Source organism: Roseateles sp. GW821-FHT09G03 (assembly GCF_059416045.1).
Map to the genome: position 1 here is coordinate 1074926 of NZ_JBWKOK010000001.1, position 20912 is coordinate 1095837.

16 protein-coding genes are annotated in these 20912 nt (G+C 65.3%); 1 reads left to right on the forward strand and 15 read right to left on the reverse strand.

Annotation, left to right across the window (positions count from 1 at the left end; translation table 11 throughout):
* Nucleotides 1-21: 21 nt before the first annotated feature.
* From AC07OZ_RS04770 to AC07OZ_RS04815, 10 genes are all read right to left on the reverse strand, one after another.
* Nucleotides 22-798 (reverse strand): hypothetical protein, encoded by a 777-nt coding sequence (locus AC07OZ_RS04770; protein WP_495466002.1) that lies wholly within the window; start codon nt 796-798, stop codon nt 22-24.
* Nucleotides 799-893: 95 nt separating this feature from the next.
* On the reverse strand, nt 894-1334 hold the full coding sequence (locus AC07OZ_RS04775; protein WP_495466003.1) for a hypothetical protein: 441 nt from the start codon (nt 1332-1334) through the stop codon (nt 894-896).
* 44 nt (nt 1335-1378) lie between these two features.
* Nucleotides 1379-1822: a hypothetical protein gene (locus AC07OZ_RS04780; RefSeq protein WP_495466004.1), complete on the reverse strand. Its 444-nt coding sequence runs from the start codon at nt 1820-1822 to the stop codon at nt 1379-1381.
* 12 nt (nt 1823-1834) lie between these two features.
* Entirely contained in the window at nt 1835-2146 is a 312-nt protein-coding gene (locus tag AC07OZ_RS04785; RefSeq protein WP_495466005.1) for a hypothetical protein, read from the reverse strand.
* A 64-nt stretch (nt 2147-2210) separates the two neighbouring features.
* A complete protein-coding gene (locus tag AC07OZ_RS04790) occupies nt 2211-2612 on the reverse strand; it encodes a hypothetical protein (RefSeq protein WP_495466006.1) in 402 nt (133 codons plus the stop codon).
* A 6-nt stretch (nt 2613-2618) separates the two neighbouring features.
* Nucleotides 2619-3005: a hypothetical protein gene (locus AC07OZ_RS04795; RefSeq protein ID WP_495466007.1), complete on the reverse strand. Its 387-nt coding sequence runs from the start codon at nt 3003-3005 to the stop codon at nt 2619-2621.
* A 186-nt stretch (nt 3006-3191) separates the two neighbouring features.
* Nucleotides 3192-3686, reverse strand: a complete 495-nt coding sequence (locus AC07OZ_RS04800; RefSeq protein WP_495466008.1) for a hypothetical protein — start codon at nt 3684-3686, stop codon at nt 3192-3194.
* A gap of 367 nt (nt 3687-4053) precedes the next feature.
* Nucleotides 4054-4347: a hypothetical protein gene (locus tag AC07OZ_RS04805; protein ID WP_495466009.1), complete on the reverse strand. Its 294-nt coding sequence runs from the start codon at nt 4345-4347 to the stop codon at nt 4054-4056.
* Nucleotides 4344-8411, reverse strand: a complete 4068-nt coding sequence (locus AC07OZ_RS04810) for an RHS repeat domain-containing protein (RefSeq protein WP_495466010.1) — start codon at nt 8409-8411, stop codon at nt 4344-4346. The genes AC07OZ_RS04805 and AC07OZ_RS04810 overlap by 4 nt, the downstream gene beginning before the upstream one ends.
* Before the next feature lie 87 nt (nt 8412-8498).
* Nucleotides 8499-11942 carry an FG-GAP-like repeat-containing protein gene (locus AC07OZ_RS04815; protein WP_495466011.1) on the reverse strand — a complete coding sequence of 1148 codons (3444 nt, stop codon included), beginning with the start codon at nt 11940-11942 and terminating at the stop codon, nt 8499-8501.
* Between the two features lie 255 nt (nt 11943-12197).
* Here AC07OZ_RS04815 and gntR point away from each other — a divergent pair, with 255 nt between their 5' ends.
* The gene (gene gntR, locus AC07OZ_RS04820) at nt 12198-13274 is read left to right on the forward strand and encodes an HTH-type transcriptional regulator GntR (protein ID WP_495466012.1); all 1077 of its coding nucleotides are present in this window, start codon (nt 12198-12200) and stop codon (nt 13272-13274) included.
* Nucleotides 13275-13373: 99 nt separating this feature from the next.
* Here the strand turns inward: gntR and AC07OZ_RS04825 are convergent, their stop codons facing one another.
* From AC07OZ_RS04825 to AC07OZ_RS04845, 5 genes are all read right to left on the reverse strand, one after another.
* Nucleotides 13374-16631 carry an efflux RND transporter permease subunit gene (locus tag AC07OZ_RS04825; RefSeq protein WP_495466013.1) on the reverse strand — a complete coding sequence of 1086 codons (3258 nt, stop codon included), beginning with the start codon at nt 16629-16631 and terminating at the stop codon, nt 13374-13376.
* Between the two features lie 38 nt (nt 16632-16669).
* The gene (locus AC07OZ_RS04830) at nt 16670-17824 is read right to left on the reverse strand and encodes an efflux RND transporter periplasmic adaptor subunit (RefSeq protein WP_495466014.1); all 1155 of its coding nucleotides are present in this window, start codon (nt 17822-17824) and stop codon (nt 16670-16672) included.
* A 238-nt stretch (nt 17825-18062) separates the two neighbouring features.
* Complete coding sequence (locus AC07OZ_RS04835) at nt 18063-18545, reverse strand: hypothetical protein (RefSeq protein ID WP_495466015.1); 483 nt, start codon at nt 18543-18545, stop codon at nt 18063-18065.
* The gene (locus AC07OZ_RS04840) at nt 18542-19660 is read right to left on the reverse strand and encodes an AAA family ATPase (RefSeq protein ID WP_495466016.1); all 1119 of its coding nucleotides are present in this window, start codon (nt 19658-19660) and stop codon (nt 18542-18544) included. Before AC07OZ_RS04840 ends, AC07OZ_RS04835 begins: the two co-directional genes overlap by 4 nt.
* Nucleotides 19661-19693: 33 nt before the next feature.
* The gene (locus tag AC07OZ_RS04845; RefSeq protein WP_495466017.1) at nt 19694-20911 is read right to left on the reverse strand and encodes an MFS transporter; all 1218 of its coding nucleotides are present in this window, start codon (nt 20909-20911) and stop codon (nt 19694-19696) included.
* Nucleotide 20912 lies beyond the last annotated feature (1 nt).

Here is a 20912-nt window from a genome sequence, read left to right on the forward strand (position 1 = left end):
TGGTCGGATGCCGAAGCAGTTTCAGTTTTCGGACGAAGAGAGAAGGATCCCGAGTACCTCAGCGTAGAAGCCGACCACGGCATAAAAGGTTGACAGGCTATTGACCATCGAGGCGAAGTCGAGCTCGGGGGCCAGCAGGCCGAGATCCAAGAATCGCCACGGTGATTTCACTTGCTGGTCGGCACGGAAAAAAACTGCCAATCGAGCGTCAAAAGGAATGCTTTGCAGGAAGGATTCTTCCGCCATCGGGAACGCGATCAAATCGCCGTCTCCTCGGCGTGACGACAAGCGAATCAAGAAGTCTTCGGCAACAAACTCAAATGCGAGTTCATGCCGAATCGCGATGTCATCGAGGCACTTGCGGCCCGCGGCCCGAAAAGCTTCCATGCTTCCTTCTTCGAGATTCCCGCAATAAGAAAGAGCCGATGTGTGGAATCGGCTTCGTGCCGCTGCCAGCGCCTGAGATCGGATGGGGATGAGGCGCTTACGCGTCAGTTCATCCAGCTCTTCCCATGCGGTTGAAACGGGATCCTTGCGCCGCCTCGGCAGGCGCTTCAAGCTGCGCCTTGCCGCGTCAAAGAGCAACTCCCTTGAAGTCGTCGATTCAAACTGGCAGCTTGCCTGCAGTTCCGCGTATCGATTTGCCCGCCATTCACGCTGAGTAGCGCGCAAGATCTCACGCTGATCCGGTCCGAACGCCACAAGCTCAATGTCACCGAAAGCGCTCAAGTCATACCGGCGAGCCGCTCTCGTGGCGACCCCCTCCAGAGCTTCAAATGTCGTGCGCGCGTAGGTCATCGTTATTGACCATGAGATCGGACCAGGCGCCGGCAACGAAGGCCGGGTGAATCATGTGCGCAGGCGGTTTCCAAAGAAGGCGCATGGCGGGTTGTTCACTTCAAGCGCTTCAGCCTCATCTCAGGCTTGCCATTCGATCCGGCAATCCCATTGTCAAAAGAGCCAATAATTGAATCTTTTGACATGACTCCACGAAAGCGCCCTTGAATCCAGCAATTCTCCAAGAAGGGAATTTGAATCTCTGAACCTCTTTGAACCGCCTTACTCAGGCAAGGTGCAGCAATTGAAACACCCTCAAATTCTCGAACCAAAACATAAATACCATTATCGGCATGCATCACTTGAAATATCCAACCAACCGCCTCGCCTTCTGCTCGATTGACGATCAGGTCCGAGTAGACAGCTGTCCCCGCAGCATCTGCCGGCACAGCGAACCCATTGGTCAATTCCAGGCCGGCGAGCGATATCGCGACGACCGCTCGAGCAAAATCTCTACTTGACGACATGTTCAGCAGCTTTTCTTCAAGCCCTGGCATCGACACGAGGCCTGAGCAACATTGATCAAGGCCGCGGCCTTCTCTCAGCACTCCTTGGACACCGGACGTAGAGGAAATCCGCCGCGCTGGAGCGAAGTCCAATGCGAGACATTGCCGATCGCTTGGCTGCCGTCGGGCATAAGGTGGATCGACATGTCGGATTCCAATTGCATCGGCAATGATTCCTCAGGAGGCAACTTGACCGGGCGGAAGGGAGGTACGTCCGGCAAGACATAGACGTAGGTGCAGCCCCCCAATGTCAATCTGGCATGCCGTCCCTGAGTATCGCTTGGATAAGCGAATTTCGCCCTGCCTTCCGAAGGCAGCGGCATTTGGCCCCTTCCTTCTTCCAAGGTCAATGTCACCGCCGAACCGCTGTGATTGAACAGATCGATCTGCAATGTCTTCGAGCATCCAGCCAGCGTGCTGGCGACGGCCAGCGCGCAGACTGCGATCAGCTTGTTGAGCCTTGTCATCACGCGAAACACGATTGAATATACCTACAAACAGAAACTGCGTGATGCCAGACAGGACCAGAAGGGAATCAAAGCAATTTGCACCGCACCACACAATATCAGCAGAGCGATAAACGCGGCTTTCGACACCATTCCAGCCACCACCAATTTTTCAAATATCAAGAACCCAGAGAACAAGATGGCCAGGGGCAGGCCAAACATTAATGCGAGTGCAGCCGCAGGTGACGGGGAAGCGGACAATCCCGAATAAATTGACAGGATCCCCATCAACAGTAGCGCGTGGAAGGCGAACGCACCTGCTAAAAGTGTCGCACCAATGAACAATTTCTTGATCATCACTTCGGCATCAATATGAGGTTTTGCGCCTCGTCGGCGAAAAGGGCCTTGCCGCAGTCCAAGACTAGCGAGAAACCTTTGAACAACTCGCCGCCGCGGCATCCTTGACAACACGACTTTCTAGCACGCATATCCGCGCTCCGTCGAAAACCCAGGTTTGATGCCACGATTTCAGATCCCTGGCCTGGCGCAAACGCCCAGCCTCGTCAAGTTCGAACTCATGCCCGTTCGACCTCACGCGGATCGCGCCCGCCGCCACTGCATCGCGCAGGCCGAGCAGCATGCCCGATCGCACCTCGCCCAGAGATTTCACGGCCCCATTTTGTTGGACGACCTCGAACTCGGCCGTCGCAGTCCCTGAATTGGCAAGCACTGGCCCCTGGAGAGATTGAAATGCCGCCGCGCCCACGCAGGCCAGAAACAGACATGTTCCCGTCGCCTTTCCAATCCATTTGCGATCGATCATCGTGCCTCATCTTGCTTCTTGCTCGACACCAAACCGCTGCTGCGTGAACCAGCAGAAGTCATCTGAATAACAGGTCAAGAGGATCCTCGTGTTGGATCGCTTGTCCGTCCATTCGGAGAGTTCACTGTGGGCGCTTCCGGGCGGGCCAAATCGACTCGAGATGGCGCGTTCGATGGCAGCGCGGTTCTGCTCGATCGGTCGGAAGGAAATCGACACGACTCTGCCCTTGACCACGGCCGCAATTACATCCGGCGCGGCGTTGTCGGGATCCACGTCACGGTCGGACATCACGCCCTCGCACGATGCACTGCTCGTGATCTCCACCCTGCGTCCTTCGATCGTTTCGCTCCTGGCTGTATTCCGAAAGGTCAGAGGTCCGACGTCTTCCTGCATCAGCACTCTTGGAATGTCGACATGCCTCTGTCCAAGACGAATCCCGCATGGGCTGTCTGGCAACGCGACCGGTGGAGCAGCAATCGCGGCGCAGAACGAGAAGACCAGTAGAAGCACACGGCTATGGCGCATGACTGACATGACCTGCCCCCTTTGGCAGAAATGACGCCATCCTTCCGGCAACCATTAAAACTTCAGACGAAGCCATCCCGCGCAATAGGCGAGGACGATCAAAAGCGTTGTACCGAGGGCCAGAACGGTCGCACGTCGATGAGCAACGCGTAGACCAGGACCTGACCCGCCCCCGGCAATGAGCCCTAGGAATAGAAAGAGATAAGGGGCTGATAGTCGGAGATCAGCCGGATCGTCGAGGACCACTTGACGCCAGATCGTCAGAGTCACCATCAAGAACAGTGCAACGACCGCAGCAGCGCGGAGCCATAGCGAGCGAAGTCGGAGCACATCGGCCCCCACCGCGGCGACTGACACGATGCAAAAACACGCGGCAATCGCAGTGGCGAGCGCCGAGACATCGTTCCCGCCGTGTCCCGCCGACTTGATGGAGGTGATGGCGCCATTGATGATCGGCGGCAAAGCCGCCAACGCCAGGATCACGCTGGCCATAAGACTTATAGCAAGCCGCCACGGCTGCGCCTCAGTTGAGGTCTTCTCCAAAGACATTGATCAACCCATAGACCTTCAACGTTGTCCGTCCGGAGGATGGACCTCCCTCAATGGCGATCGAAGGCCTGAATAGCCCGGGATTGACGGCGGCGAAGGTGGGCCCGTTCAAGCCCCTCCGTCAAGACCTGACCCCAGAGTCCTGAAGATCCATATCTCTGTAAGGATCGCTTAGCAAAACAGCGTATACGTTCACGACTGCAAGCACCTGGGCCCCAGCCATCAGATAGCCCACCTTCAGGCCCTCGCTGGTTGCAGCGTAAGCAGCACCGAGGACGTACCAGAAGGGGCAAGGCTGGGGGATGGAGATGCATAGCGGGGTTAGTTGTTGCCCCGTGTAGTGACCGCACCCAAACTTGCAGAGCTACTACTTGGCTGACCTCGGCTTGCGCCGCAACGCCCGCCCACCCGCTGACAACGCGATGGCTAACGCCATCCCCATTCCTAAAACCGGCATATCTTGCCAGCGCAAGAACTCGAACTGATGACCGATGAACATGCCGAAGAGACTCAGGCCAATCATCACTATAAAAAACGAACCAATCAGGCGAAACAGGAATCGCCCCGATGGGAAGAAGAGCACAGGAAATGCGAGGACGGCCACCATGATTACCCCGGGCAGCGCAGTCCAAAACCAAGCAACGACCGATGCACTGTTCATGGCCCTGTTTTTAATCCGCTTTTCACGCACCCGCCGCAGTACTCGTTGTAGTTCCGAATAAGCGCCTGCGTTCTGCCAATTAGATTCATGCGCACATCTGTAGGTGGCATCTGGTCACTCCACCCATGCGACAGCGCTTCCCCAGCATTCGACAACCCAAAGCCTGCATACGGTTGCCCTCCCGCATGCTTCGGAGCATAAGAGTCTTGCTCCAGATGCACGAGCTTGGCGAGTGCGCCGATCGACTTCTCTTCCCAGAGACTGTCTATGTAGCGCGCCGTCACTCGGCCGCAAGCTGCGACAGACGTGCCGGCCTCACACATCCCATGCATATGGGACATTTCCGGCGACTGCGACCCAGGCAGCAAATCAACATCCACTACCATTTTCCCAAATCGCTCAACTTCGTCGTAAGTCAGGCCTAAGCTCGCTCTTGCCGCACCCTGCATTGAAATGTGACGATGAACGTGGGGTAAGTAGTTCAGGAGATAGGAGAACGCCGCCGTCTGCGCACCGTTGGCAAACTTCCCGCCACCGAGCACCGATGCGGTTCCACCGATCACCGCGTGCACGAAGGCGCGCTCGACGCCGTCCTTGAATCCTGCTGTGAATGGCAGTGCGGCTTTCGAGAAGGCAGCACTCAACGCGCCCGACCCGCATTTCCCTCCCGCCGCGACGCTAGAGATGCAGCCCGCGACACCGTGCAAGGCGACCGCCCCGGCAAAGGCTTCGTAGTTCACAACCTTCCCGCCCACCATTCCCGCGGTGCCGACGATCTCTCCGACACCCGCGAACAGCGCGCCCGCGAAGGCCCCCTGGATGGCCCCCTTCAAGCTACCCGACGAGATCGCGCCAGAGATGAATCCAGCGATCGCCGCGTTGGCAAGAGTCGCGGTTGTTCCTGTCCCCGCGACCAGAGCGCCTGCGCCTACGAAGCTGTTGCCCGCGATCATCGCCGGCCCGAAATAGACGGCCGCGATGATCGCAACGAACGGCCGGATCTTCTTCCACAGCTTCGACAGGAACGAATACCCCGTCGGATCCGTGCAGATCATCGGGCTGTTGTAGCAGTACCCGTATCGGTCGTAGTTCTGCAGATTGAGCATCTCCTGCACGAACGGATCGGGCTGCATCATGCGCCCGAGCGTCGGGTCGTACAGCCGGCCATTCATGTGGACGATGCCCATGTCGTCCAGGTGCTCGTGGCCGGTGAAGCCGCGGTCGGTGCCCGCGCTGCCGTCGGTCGTCCAGTCCACCACCAGGTTGCCGTACGGGTCGTAGGCGGTGTTGGTGTACCGGCGCTTGCCGAACGGGTCGTAGGCGTAGCGCGCCGTGACGTTGCCGGCGTGGTCCGTCGTCGCGATCAGGCTGCCAAGCTGGTCCTTGTGCCAGTACTCGAGCTTCAGCGCCGCGACGGTCCCAGGGTCTGGCGGCGTCATTGCCGCGGCGTCCAGCGTCGGCAGCGCGCCGTTGGTCACCAGCACCGCGATCGCCTGCCCGCCCGCGCTGATGTAGTGCCGGTTGCTCTGCGTGCCGTTGCTCGCCACCTCGCGCTCGAAGCCGAGGCCGCCCGCGTTGTCCGGATGCAGGTACCAGGTGATCCGGTTGGACTTCGTCTCCTTGATCCGCTGGTGGTTCTCGTCGTACTTCCAGCTGCTCTGCGGTCCGGCGCCGGTGATGACGTCGGCCATGTTGAAGCTGGTGTACGCCACCGAGCGCCACTTGCCCGCCGTCGCCGACGTCGCATTGCCGTTCAGGTCGTAGCCGAAGGTCTGGCCCTGGTTCTGGATGCCCAGCACCGCATGCGGCCTGCCGTTGGCTACGCCCTGCGTCGGATAGACGTAGTTGCCGACGTCGCTCTTGGACAGCAGCATCCCCAGCGCGTTGTACTGCAGCGTGACCGAGCGGATGCTCGCGCCCGCCGCGCCGCCGCCGGAGACGTCGTATTGCGTCAGGCGACCCAGCGCGTCATACGTGAACGTGTCGAGCGCCGTGACGCCGCTGCCGTCGCCCAGCGCATCGACGCGCCGCGTCAGCAGCCCGAGGCTGTCCCACTTGTAGCCCTGGTTCACCACCGCGTTGCTGGTGCCCGCACCCGCCGTCAGGCCGGCCAGGCGACCCGTGTCCTGCAGGAAGTTCGCCCGGTTGTTGATGCCGTTGCCGTAGCTCGACTGCTCGGCCTTGCCCCAGGCGTTGAAGGTGCCCGCGCTCCATAGCGGCACGGCACTGACAGACACCCCGCCGACGCTGACCGGCGTGAGCAGCGACACCGCGTTCAGGAAGCCTTTGGCCGTGTAGCTGTACTGCAGCTTCACACCCGTCGGATAGATCTGCGTGAGCAGCCGGCCGTTGGCGTCGTAGCTCACCGCCGTCGCGGCGCTGAGGTCGCCGGCGATGTCGGTGCGCTGCTTCTCGACGCGGCCCAGCGCGTCGTACGCGATCTTGCGCGTCACGCCGTGGCTGGTGCTGCTCTGGCACAGCTTGCCCTTGCCCATCGCGCAGCTGTCGTAGGTCCATGAGGAGGTGTACTCCGGCTCCGCGCGGCTGGTCATGCGCCCCAGCACGTCGTAGGCCATCGTCGTCCAGCCCGCCACCGCCGTGGCCGTGGTCGACGCGTCCACGCCCGGGCAGCCGCCCGGCGCGTGCCCGCCCCGCATCGCCGAGGTCTGCTGCGCCTTGAGCTGCCCCAGCGCGTCGTAGCAGTACACGACGACGCCCGCATCCGGATCGTTCATCGCGACCTTGCGGCCGCGCGTGTCGTAGTCGACGTTGATCCGGTTGCCCAGCGGATCCTTGGTGATCACCAGATTGCCGAAGGCGTCGTACTGATGCACGACCTCCGCGCCGGTCGCGTCCCGGGTCCGGACGACCTGGCCGTCGAGGTTCTTCTCCTCGATCCGGGTGTGCCCCTGGTCGTCCGTGGACAAGGTCTTCAGCCCGTCGTAGCTCACGCTCGAGCGGGCCATCTGCCGCGAGCCGCCGCGATTGGCGGGCAGCACCACCGAGCCCAGGCTGCCGCCGGCCTGCTGATCCGCCACCGTGGTGTCGACGCTGTAGACCGTCGTGGCGCGACCGAGCGCGTCGTACTCGGTCTTCGTCATGCCGTAGGCGATGCTGCCCGACGTCGTCGATGACGCCAGGTTGAGGAAGTACGGCTGCGTCGAGATGACCGCCACGCCGTACTTGTTGTAGTCCACGTCCTGCGCGATCAGCCGCGCGCCGCCGGGTTGCGCGGCACCGTCGAAGCCTTGCGCGACGCTGCGGATCTTGCGCCCCGCGCGGTCGTAGTACACGCGGGCAAAGCCCGAGATGGCCACGCCGCCCTTCATGGCGACGGTGTGTTCATACCGCACCGCGTCAACAGGCGCCTCGCCTTCGATGGGCGCGACTATCGTCCCGTTGGAGCAGCCGGCGCTGCTCGACGGCGCGTTCGCGCTGGTGGCCGCGTCCATCGCCCCCGTGGCCGGGTTGTAGACCTTGAGCCAGCAGTAGTAGACCGCCGTGCTGGTGCCGTCGGCGCGCGTCTCCAGCACCTTGCGGCCGAAGTCGTCGAGCGTCCAGTTCGTCGCCACCGCCTCGCCGTTGGGGCCGACCAGCCGCGTGACCGCGCCGAAGCGCGGGTCGTAGGTGCGCGTCTCCGTCTGGCTCAGCGCGTTGGCTGCATCCGTGGCGAAGGTGCCCGCGGGCACGGTGACGCTCACCCCGCCGATCGTCACCGTCTGCGTCGCATATCCCGCCGAAGCGCCACGCGAGACGAACTGCGCCGTCGTCGACGCGCCCGCGCAGTTGGCCGTCGTCGTCGCGGTCTTGTTCCCGTAGGCGTCGCCGTAGGTGTAGCTCGTCGTGACGCACAGGTTGGGCTGGTCGGGCTCGACCGTCTCGCTCTCGAGCAGGCCGTTGGCCTTGTACGTGAACGAACTCGTGCGGCTGTAGCTGTAGGACGGATCCGCGTGGGCGGCGCCCACGCCCCCCGTGACCCCCGTCAACGCCAGCAGCCCCATGCCCGCGGCGCGCCAGGCGCGGCGGCGGGACCATTCGGACATCGCGAGCCGGATTGCGCGCATGCTCTCTCTCCCTGGTCCGATCAGCTCGGACTTGCGGTTCTTGTCGTGGTTCTCGTTCGGTGCCGTGTCGGCGGGCGCGTCGCGCGCTCAGTCGTCCAGCAGGATCTGCAGGATGGCCGACAGCACCGCTGGATTCATCGGCGGGTTGACCGTCTGGTTGCCGGCGGTGGCCGTCGCCGTCGGCGACGAACCCGCGCTCGCGCTCAGCGTGTCGATCAGCTTCGGCACGGCGTTGCTCACCGTCGCCCGGCTCAGCCGCCCGAGGATCCAGCTGTCGCCCGCGATCCTGTTGGCGCAGTTGGCGCTGTCCGGCGCGCAATACGTGTTGGTCGTGGTCTTCGTCGACACCTGGTTCGGGATCCCCGCCACCGTGCCGGTCGTCGTCACCACGATCTGCGTCGGATCCCCGTAGTCGTTGTAGGCGTTGACCGTCGTCACCACCGGCAGCGCCGTGCCGCCCAGGTCCCAGCCCGATTCCACGCTCTGGCGCAGGTAGGGCCGCGTGACCTTGGCCGTGGTCGCGCACGGCGCGTCGACGTCGGCCAACTCGGGACTCGTGCCCGACGTGCGGTCGCAGTAGATGTTGTCCGTCTGGCTCAGCAGCGGCGCTCCCGAGTCGGTCCACGGCCCGCGGCGCGTCTGCGTGCGACGTGCCACGCCGGCATAGGGCTCCTCGAGCAGGAAATCGGTCCACACGCTCAGCGGCTCGCCGTTGGGCGCGGGGTTCTGCTGCACCGTGCGGCGGAAGCCCAGCAACCCGCGTCCGTCCACCGCCGCCTTCATGCCGATGTAGCCGTACTCGGTCCTCACCGTCTCGGCGCCGACGCCCGACTCCTGGTCCAGCGAGCCCACGATCTGCCCCGGCATCATCACGTCGGTGAGCGGGTACTGGGCCTTGAAGGCGGTGCCCGCATCGTTGACCACGCGGCCAGCGGCCATCGTCTCGTAGTTCACCGTGGTCTTGAGTCCGGTCGGCGAGACATAGCTCACCAGCCGGTCAGCGGCGGCGGCATCCGACGCCACGAAGAGCTTGTTCTTCTTGCTCAGGTCGCTCAGGTCCGGCGCGTTGCGCGAGAGGCGCAGGAACTCCACCGATCCCAGGCCGCGGAAGTCGCCCATCAGCAGGTCGTAGGTGCCGTCGCTCTGGCCGAGGATCATCGGCGACATCTCGCCCAGCGCGCTCATCGGCGCCTCGCCGAAAGTGCCGTCGCCGTTGGACAGGTAGAGCTTGTTGAGCGACGGGTTGTCGTGCCAGCGGATCAGGTCGTCGCGGCCGTCGCCGTTGACGTCGATCGCGTAGACGCCGTAGTTCTGCCCGATCGTGTTGCCGCCGTTGCTGCTCAGGTCCTGGCCCGCGTTCTTCAGGTTGAAGTTGTTGACGAACAGCGTGCCGGTGCTGGCGTACCCCGCGTACAGCAGGTTGGTGGCCGCCGTGCCCGGCATCAGGCAATCGCCGCGGCCGTCGCCGTTGAAGTCCAGGGAGACCTTGCACGAGGCCTCGCCCGTGTTGGCCTGCGGCGCGAAGTTGCCGCGCCCGTCGGAGGTCCAGTTGCGGTACTTGCGCGGCGCGCCGGCGGCCAGCAGGTCGGCCAGGCCGTCGCCGTTGGTGTCGCGCACGAAGGTCCAGGAGTTCAACGCGCCGAAGCGCCCCGGGTCCGAGTACACCGGGATGTTGTCGAGGTTGCTCGGCGTCAGCGCGAAGCGGCCGTCGGCCTGTGCCAGATAGACCTTGGTGCAGCCCGTGCAGCCGGGATAGTCCTCGCCGGCATACGGGTCGTCGCGCGGGTCCGCGGGCTGACGCGCGGCGAGCGTGGTCGTGATGATGTCCATCCGCCCGTCGCCGTTGACGTCCATGAAGTAGTAGGTCGCGCCCGAGCTCCAGCCGTAGCCCACCCAGATCTCGAAGTTGCCGTTCATGCAGTCGTTGATGACGGCCATGATCAGGTCGTTGGATCGCCCGTCGATGTTGGCCGCGGCCACCTGGCCGCAGAACTGGCGCGACAGCGGGTTGGAGACCTGCCGCTTGAACGCGATCTGCGCGTTGCCCGTGTCCAGCAGCTGCCGCGTCTGGAAGCTGCCGCCGCCCTGGTTGACGAGGAACTCCGCGCGCGCCGTCTGGCCGCAGGAGCCGCCCCCGGAGTTCAGGTCGTTGAACACGCGGATCACGTCGGGCAGCCCGTCGCCGTTGACGTCGGCCACCGTCGACGAGACGCAGCCGTCGGCCTTGTTCAGCGGACCGGCCAAGCTCAGCGAGGTCGCCACCGACGTGAACGCGCCGTCGCCGTTGCTCTGCAGCAGCTGCGTCTCGGACGCGGTCTCGGCCCAGCGGATCAGGTCGGTCCGGCCGTCGCCGTTGAAGTCCCCCGCCATCACGCCGTACTTCCCGTCCATCGACGACAGCTTGTCGGAGGCGAGGTTGAAGCTGGTCGACGCCACGCGCGACGCCGCGCCGGTGGCATAGTTGAAGCGCGCCGGCGGCAAGCACTGGGTCGCGTTCGGGCCGACGCATTCCGAGATCGTCGCGACGCGCGACCGGCCGGTCAGCCCGCCCTGCGCGTAGTCGATGCGCACCCGCTTGACGAAGACGCCCCCCGCGGGCGCGGCGCCCGGTTCGGCCGGCGTCGCGGTCGGCGAGTTGATGTAGGTGTCGATCGCATCGAGGCGACGCACGCTCACGTTCTTCGAGCCCTGCTGGTAGGACTCGGCCGCATCGCTGGTCCGGTCCGAATAGCGGAAGACGACCTTGTTGGCCGGCAACTGGCTGCCGTTGCCGGTGTACTGGATCTCGCGGATGTTCCACTCGCGTCCGGTGCCGGTCTGCGCGTAGGCCTGGCTGCCCCAGTCCTTCAGACGGTTCTCGTACTTGAAGTCGATGTAGTTGCCCACGACGTCGCCGATGCGCGCCACGGCCCACACCATCACGACGTTCTTGCCCTGCGCCAGGATCGAGGCCTGCGTGTTGGCATCGGCCGAGGGCGGCGTGCCGTATTCGTAGATCTGCCCGGCCTTGGTCCAGACCTTGAAGTACTGCGGTCCGTTGGCCGCGTCGCCGCCGGCGATGCCGTAGGCGCGGACGCGCGCGTAGCTGTCCTTCTCCGTCCGGTACTCGCGCCAGCCGCTGGACAGGCCCTGGGCATCGGCGGTCTGCGGGAAGGCCGCGACGTTGCCCGACGCGTCGGTCTGGATCAGCCGCTGCCCATCCAGGCAGAGCTTGTCCGCCGAGCCGAAGACGACGCCCTGCGGCTGCCCGTCGGTGTAGCGCGTGGCCGGACAGCGCGTGATCATCGAGATGCCCTGCAGCGACCAGCCGTGTCCCACGGGACCGTTCACGCCGCCGCCGGCGTACATCAGGCTCAGGTTGGGCTGCATGCCGGCGATGCCGGGAGGCACCGTGATCGCCTGGCTGTAGGCCGGGCTGCCGGAACTGGACACGCTGATCTGCGCCGAGGCACCGCTCGTGGCGACCGTGCCGACGACGGCGCATGCGAACGCCCACGCTGCGCGCCACGGCGCGTCAGTCCATCGATTCATGGATCCTCCCTGGATCGCAGCGGGTGCGCGTCGCGGCCCGCAAGGCCCACGGCGTGTCCCGGTTCGCGAAGCAATGTTTGCTTTTGTTGCCGAAGTATCGCTTCGGTTTTTCCGTCATGTCTCGGCGGCGGGGTCAGGTCTTACCCCAATCCGGCCTTCATCGACGTGTCACTTGCGCAGCCCTGCCCCGACCGCTCGATCGTCGGGGTCTGCCCCGGCATCCGCCGCTGGAGGACAGCGCTATCCTCCCGACCAATGAGTTCCCCACCCGCCAACAAACGTCGCCGCGCCACCGGCCGGGCCACGCTGCAGGACGTGGCCGCCGCGGCCGGCGTCAGCCCGATCACCGCCTCGCGCGCACTGCGCGGCGAGCGCAGCGTCGCCGCGGAGCTGGTCGAGCGCGTCACCGCCGCCGTCGCGCAGCTCGGCTACGTGCCGGATCCGGCCGCGCGCGCCCTCGCCTCCTCGCGCAGCAACCAGGTCGTGGTGCTGATCCCGCTGCTGTCGAACGCGCTGTTCGTGGACCTGCTCGACGCGGCCCAGCGCACGCTGCTCGCCGCCGGCTACCAGAGCCTGATCGGCGTCACGCATTACCACCCGGAGGAAGAGGAAGCGCTGCTGCGCACCTACCTCATGAACCGGCCCGCCGGCCTGCTCGTCACCGGCTTCGACCGCACGGACGCCTCCCGCGCCCTGCTCCAGGGCAGCGGCGTGCCCTGCGTGCATGTGATGGAGAACCGCAGCGGCAGCGGGAGCGACACCAGCAGCGGCAGCGGGAGCGACACCAGCAGCGGCAGCAGCGGCTTGCATTCGGTCGGTTTCTCGCAGCAGGCGGCCGGCCATGCGATGACCGCCGAACTGGTCCGGCGCGGATACCGGCGGATCGCCTTCGCCGCCGCACAGCTGGATCCACGCACCCTGCAGCGTGCCGAGGGCTATCGCGCGGCGCTGGGTGCAGCGCACGATCCGGCGCTGGAATTCATGGACGCCGCGCCGTCATCACTGGCGCTGGGCGCGGTGCTCTTCGAACGCGTGCTGCGCGAGGCGCCCGACGTCGATGCGATCTTCTTCAACAACGATGACCTGGCTCAAGGCGCGCTGCTGGAGGCGCTGCGGCAGGGCATCCAGGTGCCGCAGCGCGTGGCCGTCGTCGGATTCAACGACCTGACCGGCGGCGACCAGATGCTGCCGCCGCTGAGCACCGTGCGGACGCCCAGACGGGAGATCGGCCTGGAAGCGGCGCGGATGCTCATCGCGCTGATGCGCAACGAGGCCGTCCCGGAGTCCTGCATCGATCTCGGCTTCCAGCTGGTCCTGCGGGAGAGCTGCTAGACGCAGAGGCGCGCCGACACCGGCCGGCCGGAACGCGCTGACGCGCACGAGGCCCAAGGGATGCCGGGTCTCGGGCTGATCATGCGCGCTCGATCCGCCTCAATCCGCGATTCCAGGTGTCGGCGTGACCGGCAGCACGGCCGGATGATCCGTGCCGCTCGCGTCGGCCGCCGCATCGGCATCCGACGCCGCGAACACCTTGCGACCCCGCACGAGGTACGAATAGATCACCGGCACCACCACCAGCGTCAGGAGGGTCGACGTGATCACGCCGCCGATGATCGCGCGGCCCATCGGCGCCTGGATCTCACCGCCCTCGTTGAGCGCGATCGCCATCGGCAGCATGCCGAAGATCATCGCCGCCGTCGTCATGATGATGGGCCGCATCCGGATCAGGCCGGCCTGCAGCAACGCCTCGGGCACCGACAGGCTCTGGTCCTTGCGCAGGTGGTTGGTGAAGTCGACCAGCAGGATGGCGTTCTTCGTCACCAGGCCCATCAGCATCACCAGCCCGATCATCGAGAAGATGTTCAGCGTCGTCTTCCACAGCAGCAGCGCGACCATGACGCCGATCAAGGCCAGCGGCAGCGAGGCCATGATGGCGATCGGCTGCACGAAGCTGCCGAACTGGCTGGCCAGCACGATGTAGATGAAGATCAGCGCCAGGCCCATCGCGATCATCAGGCCGTTGAAGGCCTCCGCCTGCTGCTTGCCGTCGCCGTCGACCATGAAGCTGATGCCCGGGGGCAGTTGCGTCTCCTTGATCAGCTTCTGCACGTCGGCGTTCACGTCGCCGCCCGGGCGCCCCTGCACGCCGGCGTAGACCGCCTCGCGGCGCTGCAGGTTCTGGCGGCGGATGACCTCGGGGTTGAACACGGGCTCGATGGTCGCGACCTGTTCCAGCGAGATCGGCGAGCCGTCCTTCGCGAAGGCCACCGGCAGGTTGCGCATCTGCTCGATGCTCTGGCGCTGCGCCTTGGGCAGGCGCAGCAGCACCTCGACCTGGTTGCCGTCGGGCGTGGTCCAGTAGGTGGCGATGTCGCCGTTGACATAGGCGCGCAGCGATGAGGCCACCTGCACCGCGTTCAGCCCCAGCTCGCGCACCGCGTTGTCGCGCAGCTTGACCGCGAAGGCCGGCAGGCCGGGCTTGACGGTGGTGTCGACGTCGACGGCGCCCTTGATCTTCTTGACCTTCTCGGCGAAGTCCTTGGCCACCTGCGTCAGCACCTCCGGATCCGATCCGAGGATCGTCACCCACACCGGCCGGTTGAAGCCCACGCTGACCTCGACGCCGGGGATGCGCGCGATCTCGGCGCGGATCGCATCCTCGACCTGCGTCTGCGAGCGCTTGCGGAGCTTGCGGTCGACCAGCGCGATGTCCAGGTTGGCCTGGTTGCGGCCGGTCGCCAGACCTTCGCCGCTGCTGCCGACGACGGTCGCGACGGTCTTGATCTCCGGGAAAGTCGCGAGGATCTCCTCGACCTGCCGCACCTTGGCCTCGCCGCGCTCCAGGCTGGTGGCCACCGGCATGCGCAGCGTCAGGTGGGTGAAGCCCTGGTCGATCTGGGGTTGGAATTCGCTGCCCACCGCCGGCACCAGCAGGATCGCCAGCACGAAGCTGCCGACGCCGGACCAGGCGACGATGCCGCGCGGCGTGATCGTCGCCATGCGCAGCCGGCGCGGCGCCGACTTCAGGCGGACACCGTCGGGGCCGAAGGGCCGTCCGAAGGCCGGCACCGGCACCACGAGCATCCGGTAGCGGCGGGCGGAAAACACCCAGCGCAGCGTCTTCTCGTAGACCGTGTGCAGCACGTCCATGCCGGCGTCGGTCGCGCGGATCAGATGGCCGATGACCGGCACCTTCTTGACGTAGGTGCTCGGCGGATCGGGCCACACGGACGACAGCATCGGGTCGAGGGTGAAGCTCACGAACAGCGACACCAGCACCGCGACGGCGACGGTGATGCCGAAGGGATAAAAGAACTTGCCGACGATGCCGCCCATGAAGGCGACCGGCACGAACACCGCGCAAATCGCGAAGGTCGTGGCCATGACGGCCAGGCCGATCTCGTTGGTGCCGTCCTCGGCCGCGCTGTGGTGGTCCTTGCCCATGCCCACGTGACGCACGATGTTCTCGCGCACGACGATCGCATCGTCGATCAGCAGCCCGATGCACAGGCTCAGGGCCATCATCGTCATGAAGTTCAGCGTGAAGCCGAAGGCATAGATCGCGATGAAACTGGAGATCACCGAGATCGGCAGCGTCAGCCCGGTGATGATGGTCGAGCGCCAGCTGTGCAGGAACAGGAACACGATGGCGATCGTCAGCAGCGCGCCTTCGATCAGCGTGTGACGCAGGCCGTCGAGCGAGTGCTTCACGAAGTCGCTGTTGACGTAGACCAGGCGCAGCTCCATGTCCTTGGGCAGCGTCTTGCGCAGCTCCTCGACGGCGACCTTCACCGCCTCGCCGGTCTGGACGATGTTGGCGTCCTGCTGCTTGAAGATGTTGAAGGTCACGGCCGGCTGGCCGTTGATGCGGGCGATGGAATCGAGCTCGCGCTCGCGCTCGCTCAAGGTGCCCAGGTCGCCGAGCGTCAGCGCCAGGTCGCCGCGGCGCGCGACGACGACGTTCACGAACTGCTTCGGATCCTTGACCTTGCCCTCGACGCGCAGCATCGCGTCGTCGTAGCGGTTGGAGATCAGGCCCACCGGCGCGTCGGTGTTGGCGGCATTCAGCGCGGTGGAGATCTCCGCCGGGGTGATGTTGTAGGCGCGCAGGCGCGTGGGATCGAGGTCGATGCGCACCTCGCGCACAGCCATGCCGCCGACGTCCACCTTGGCCACGCCCTCGACGCGGCCCAGGCGCTTGGAGACGTTCAGGTCGGCCAGCATCGACAGCTCGCGCAGCGTGCGGTTGGAGCTCATCAGCGCGGCCACGATGATGGGCTGCGCGTTCTCGCCCTGGAAGCGCTGCACCATCGGCGGCTTCACCTCACGCGGGAACTGCGCCTGCGCGATCGCGACGCGGTCGCGGATCTCCTGCATGCCGCGGTTCATGTCGGCGCTCAGCGAGAACTCGACCGAAGTCTGCACGCGGCCTTCGAAGCTGCGCGACTGCACGCGCTCCACGCCGGCGATGGTGTTGAGCGCCTCTTCCAGCGGCTTGGCCACCTCGCGCTCGACGGCCTCGGGCGAGGCGCCCGGGTACTGGATGTCGATCTGCGCGCCGGGGAAGGTGATGTCGGGCGACTGCTCGACGCCAAGCTTGGAATAGGCGACCAGCCCCAGCACGCACAGCGCGACCATGACCATGGTGGCGAAGACGGGGTTGCGGATCGAGACGCGGGTCATCCACATGGGAAGCTCCTCGGCAGAAGTTGTTCTTGTTGTTGTGCTTACTGGGCGGCGCTGCCGCTCGCGGCGGCGCTGGCCACGCTGGCCTTGGGAACGCGGATCTCGGCGCGCTCCCCTTCCTTGAGGTTGTCGAAGCGCGCCCCGAGCACCTGCGACTGCGGCGTCACACCGGCGAGGATCTCGACACGTCCTTCACGCGGATCGCGGCGGCCGGTGGTCACGATACGGCGCACCAGCGTGCCCTTCTCGATCAGCCAGACATGCTCCTGGCCAGAGACCGCGCCGATCGCGGTCGCCGGGACCGTCAGCCGCGGCTTGTCGTCGGCCAGCTCGACGCGGGCCACCGCGTACTGGCCGGCGCGGAAGCGCTCGCCGGGGTTGTCCAGCGACAGTGTCACGCCGATCGAGCGCGTGCCCGGCTCGGCGGCCGGCGAGATGCGCGCGATGCGGGCCGTCACCGGATCGTCGAAGCCTTCGATCCGCAGCTGCACCGTCATGCCGGGCGACAGCTTGCTGACCTCGTGCATGCCGACCAGGCCGGCGAGTTCCAGCTTGGAGAGGTCGACGATGGTCAGCACCGGCTGTTCGGCGGCCACCTTCTCGCCGGGCAGCGTGTGCCGCTTGGAGACGATGCCATTGATCGGCGAGACCAGCGCGGCCTGGCGCAGCAGCACTTCGCTGGTGCCGAGCTGCGCCTTGGCCGACAGCATCTGGCCCTTGGCCGATTCGAGCTGGGCGCGGGAGTTGTCCAGCGCCGTCGGCGCGATGAAGTTCTGCGCCGCCAGGCCCTGGTTGGCCTTGTACTGGCGCTCCGACTGCTCGTACATGGCCTGCATGGCCTCGACGCTGGCATTGCGCTCGGCGACCTTGTGGCGCAGTTCCTCCAGGTCCAGTTGACCGAGCGACTGGCCGGCGTTCACACGGCTGCCTTCGGCGACGGCGAGGCGATCCAGGCTGCCCGAGGCCTTCGCACGGACGATCACCGTGTTGGGCGCAACCAGCGGGCCGGAAAACTCGATGACGCCGGGCATCGGCGCCATGACTGGCTTGACGATCTCGCCGGCCTGGAACTCCAGCGCGGGTTTGGCTTCGTCCTTCTTCGCCGCGGGCGCACTGCCCCCGCTCGTGGCATACACGCCGGCGCCGCCCGCAAGGACCGCCACCGCCACACCACCCAACCACCATTGCTTGCGCATGATCTCCCCCATCCGTCGACACGGGATCACCCAGTTGATGATCCTTGAATGCGGCGGAGTGTAGGAATCCCCAAATTGATGCGAAGGCCGTACGCGACGAATTGCAGATTGCGCGTCATGGCCTGCTTTTCTCCGGGACTGAAATTGCCGCGACAGAGGACGAACTGCCGATCTGACAGGCCTGACGGTGAGCAGCGGTTATTGCACTTTGCAGTGCCCGTGGCTCCAGGCGATAGCTTCAACTGAACAGGAAGGGCCTGACGTCCGCGAGGAGACGCCCGCGTTCCGGCACGTTATGGCGCAGCATGGCATGACTCCAGACATGGGTCGTGGACTCGGCGCAGTCCCGGGCCAGTGCCGCACCGATCTTCTCCAGCGACTTGCCGAAGGCCCTGCGAAGCGGCTCGGGCTCACCCCGGGTGCCCAGCACGTAGACCCTCGCCTCCACGTCTTCTGGAATGCAACTCCTGAAGGTATCGGTCCGGTCGACGACCTGATCGTCAAAGTCGATCAACAGCACGAGATGTCGCTCCTGGAACTTCCTCAGTTCGGGAACGTGATGGTTGAGAAACTCATCCTTGACCTTCACCCATCCCCCTGCGGGCGGTCGGATGTCGATGCAGGTCGCATCCAGACCCGGATCCAGGATGAACCCGTTCGCCAACTGGCGGTTGGCGTCATCCTCCGGAACGACGATCACATGCTGCTTGTACTTGTTCACTGCCAAGGATTCAGATCTCCGTCGATCAACCTCTGGATCAGGTCTGGCGTCGGCGCAAGATCTTGAAGCGGTCGCACGACCGTCGGTTCCAAGTGGCTGCGCCGACCCAGCACCCACGTGCTGTCGTCGGAGAAGCGTCTGATGGCCTCGGCGTTGTGCGAAGACATGAGGATCTGACCGCCTTGATGGAATCCTCGTCGCAATGCAGTGATGAACTGGCTGACCTCGCCGATGGACAGGTGGTTGTCGGGCTCATCCCAGAAGGTGAAGAGCGCCCTGCCGTGCTGATTCGCGGCCAGTACCACGGCGCACAGGAAGAAGCACTTCTCGCCGTCGGACAAGGCGTCGGCCGGAAGCTCGAATTCGTCGCCGTCGCGTCGGAAACGCACCCAGAGTGTCTTCGCCTCTTTCCCGGTCCGCTCGAACCGGAAGTCCCCGAGGTCCGGCATCACATGCTGCAACTGCCGGATCAGCGAGGAATAGGCCGATGGATGGCTGTCGAGCAAACCCGACAGCCAGTCCGCCCAGTTGGCGCCGTCGGTAGCCGGCTGATCAGTGCCACCCGAGGCGTCTCCGGACATCAGCTTGGGAATCGGCGCCAGCAGCACCATGCCGCCCAGCCAGTCGCGAAACCTGCCGAGCGCATCCGCGGCGGCGGAATCCTGGATGACCGGCAGCGCCACCAGATGCCAATCGATGTTGAACCGAGCCTCGCCGCGGTCCGCGGCACTGCGTCGCAACGTGACCAACGCCTGTTCTCGCGAAAAGAGGACCGAGCCGTCCACGACCAATCGCTCCTCCAGCACGCGCAGCTCACGGAGTCGATCCGGCAACTCCAGGGCGAGCGAGTAGCCGTAGCAACATCCGTCGAGTTCGGCCTCGATCTCGAGGCGGATCGGGACATTCACCCGCCCACAAGAGAAATCGGTGGCATCGACCAGCTTGCCGACGCGATTCACCCCCCGCCCGATGGACTGCAGGATGGACAGGATCGCGAGGATGGTCGACTTGCCTGTGCCGTTCTTTCCAATCAAGAGCGCGGACGACTGTCCTCCGATCTTGAATTCGAAGTTCTCGAGACAACGGAAGTTGTGGGCGTAGATTCGTTGCAGCATGGCGAGTGAGTCGCCCTCGATCGCCGGAAAAGTTCATATCGCACTCAGCGGATCCCGCTTCGCGCAGCGCCAATGGCTCCACGCGCCCACGAGCGCGAAGACCGAAGCGGCCCAGAAGCAGGCGGCATACCCATGACTTTCGGCCAGCCACGCCCCGCCCAGACTGCCGAGCACGCCAGAGACGCCGTAGCCCAGCACCGCGTAGAGCGCTTGTCCCCGCCCCTGCAGTCGACCGGGGAAGTAGCGCCCGATCAGCCCGATGCAGGCAGTGTGTTGCGCCGCGAAGGTGACGGCGTGACAGCACTGCAGCAGCACCATCGCGGCCAGGCTCGCGCCCAGCCACGCCGTGCCGGCCAGGCGCAGCGCCGCCAGCAGCGCGGCGGCGACCAGCCAATGGTGCAGGTGGTGCTGCCGCACCCAGCGGCCTTGGAAGGCGAACCAGCAGATCTCCGCCGCCACCGACACGGCCCACAACGCCCCCACCTGCCCCTTGCCGTAACCGAGCCGGTCCAGGTAGAGGCTGTAGAACGCGTAGATCGCCGTGTGCGCGAGCACCGTGAAGAACATGCCCAGGAAGAACCAGCCGACCTCGGGCCGTCGCAGCGTGTCGGCGATGGAGACCGGCTCCGCGGCGTCGTGCTGGACGGCGGCGCGTTTCGGCAGCCGCCACGCGGCGATGACCAGCGTCGTCAGCCCGGCGACGATGGTCCAGGGGAACACCGACATCCCCGCGCAGTCGAACCACCAGCCGCCACCGACGACGGTCGCCAGGAAGCCCACCGAGCCCCACAGCCGCACGCGTCCGTAACGCTTCGGGTCCATGCCGCCGCTGGCGGTGAGCTCATGCGCGATCAACGCCTCGTTGAGCGGTGTCACGCAGGCGTTGAAGAAGTACATCAGGAAGACGACCGCCGTCAGTCCGATCACCGACGCCGCGCTCGTCGCCAAGGTGGTCGACGTCGCCGGGGCGGAAGGCACCAGCAGCAGCCCGAGCGCGCTGATCCAGCAGGCCAGCGACGCGGCGCGGATCAGTTCGACGCGCCGCCCGCTGCGGTCGGCCACCAGTCCCCAGAGGTACGGCGCGAACAGCCGGGTCCAGCTCTGCATGGACACCAGCAGTCCGATCGCCACGACGGGCAGGCCGAGGGACTTGTACCAGAGCGGCGCGAACGGGTTGAACAGCCCGATGCTGCCGTAATAGGCGCAGCCGAGCAGCGCGCTGGCGCGCAGCACGCGGCGGCTGTCAGCCACC

Excerpts from the sequence above, each read along its gene's own strand:
- AC07OZ_RS04770 (WP_495466002.1), bottom strand. The coding sequence starts at position 798 with ATGACCTACGCGCGCACGACATTTGAAGCTCTGGAGGGGGTCGCCACG.
- AC07OZ_RS04790 (WP_495466006.1), bottom strand. The coding sequence starts at position 2,612 with ATGATCGATCGCAAATGGATTGGAAAGGCGACGGGAACATGTCTGTTT.
- AC07OZ_RS04795 (WP_495466007.1), bottom strand. The coding sequence starts at position 3,005 with ATGCAGGAAGACGTCGGACCTCTGACCTTTCGGAATACAGCCAGGAGC.
- AC07OZ_RS04785 (WP_495466005.1), bottom strand. The coding sequence starts at position 2,146 with ATGATCAAGAAATTGTTCATTGGTGCGACACTTTTAGCAGGTGCGTTC.
- AC07OZ_RS04825 (WP_495466013.1), bottom strand. The coding sequence starts at position 16,631 with ATGTGGATGACCCGCGTCTCGATCCGCAACCCCGTCTTCGCCACCATG.
- AC07OZ_RS04815 (WP_495466011.1), bottom strand. The coding sequence starts at position 11,942 with ATGAATCGATGGACTGACGCGCCGTGGCGCGCAGCGTGGGCGTTCGCA.
- AC07OZ_RS04810 (WP_495466010.1), bottom strand. The coding sequence starts at position 8,411 with ATGCGCGCAATCCGGCTCGCGATGTCCGAATGGTCCCGCCGCCGCGCC.
- AC07OZ_RS04840 (WP_495466016.1), bottom strand. The coding sequence starts at position 19,660 with ATGCTGCAACGAATCTACGCCCACAACTTCCGTTGTCTCGAGAACTTC.
- gntR (WP_495466012.1), top strand. The coding sequence starts at position 12,198 with ATGAGTTCCCCACCCGCCAACAAACGTCGCCGCGCCACCGGCCGGGCC.
- AC07OZ_RS04775 (WP_495466003.1), bottom strand. The coding sequence starts at position 1,334 with ATGCCAGGGCTTGAAGAAAAGCTGCTGAACATGTCGTCAAGTAGAGAT.
- AC07OZ_RS04830 (WP_495466014.1), bottom strand. The coding sequence starts at position 17,824 with ATGCGCAAGCAATGGTGGTTGGGTGGTGTGGCGGTGGCGGTCCTTGCG.
- AC07OZ_RS04800 (WP_495466008.1), bottom strand. The coding sequence starts at position 3,686 with ATGTCTTTGGAGAAGACCTCAACTGAGGCGCAGCCGTGGCGGCTTGCT.
- AC07OZ_RS04805 (WP_495466009.1), bottom strand. The coding sequence starts at position 4,347 with ATGAACAGTGCATCGGTCGTTGCTTGGTTTTGGACTGCGCTGCCCGGG.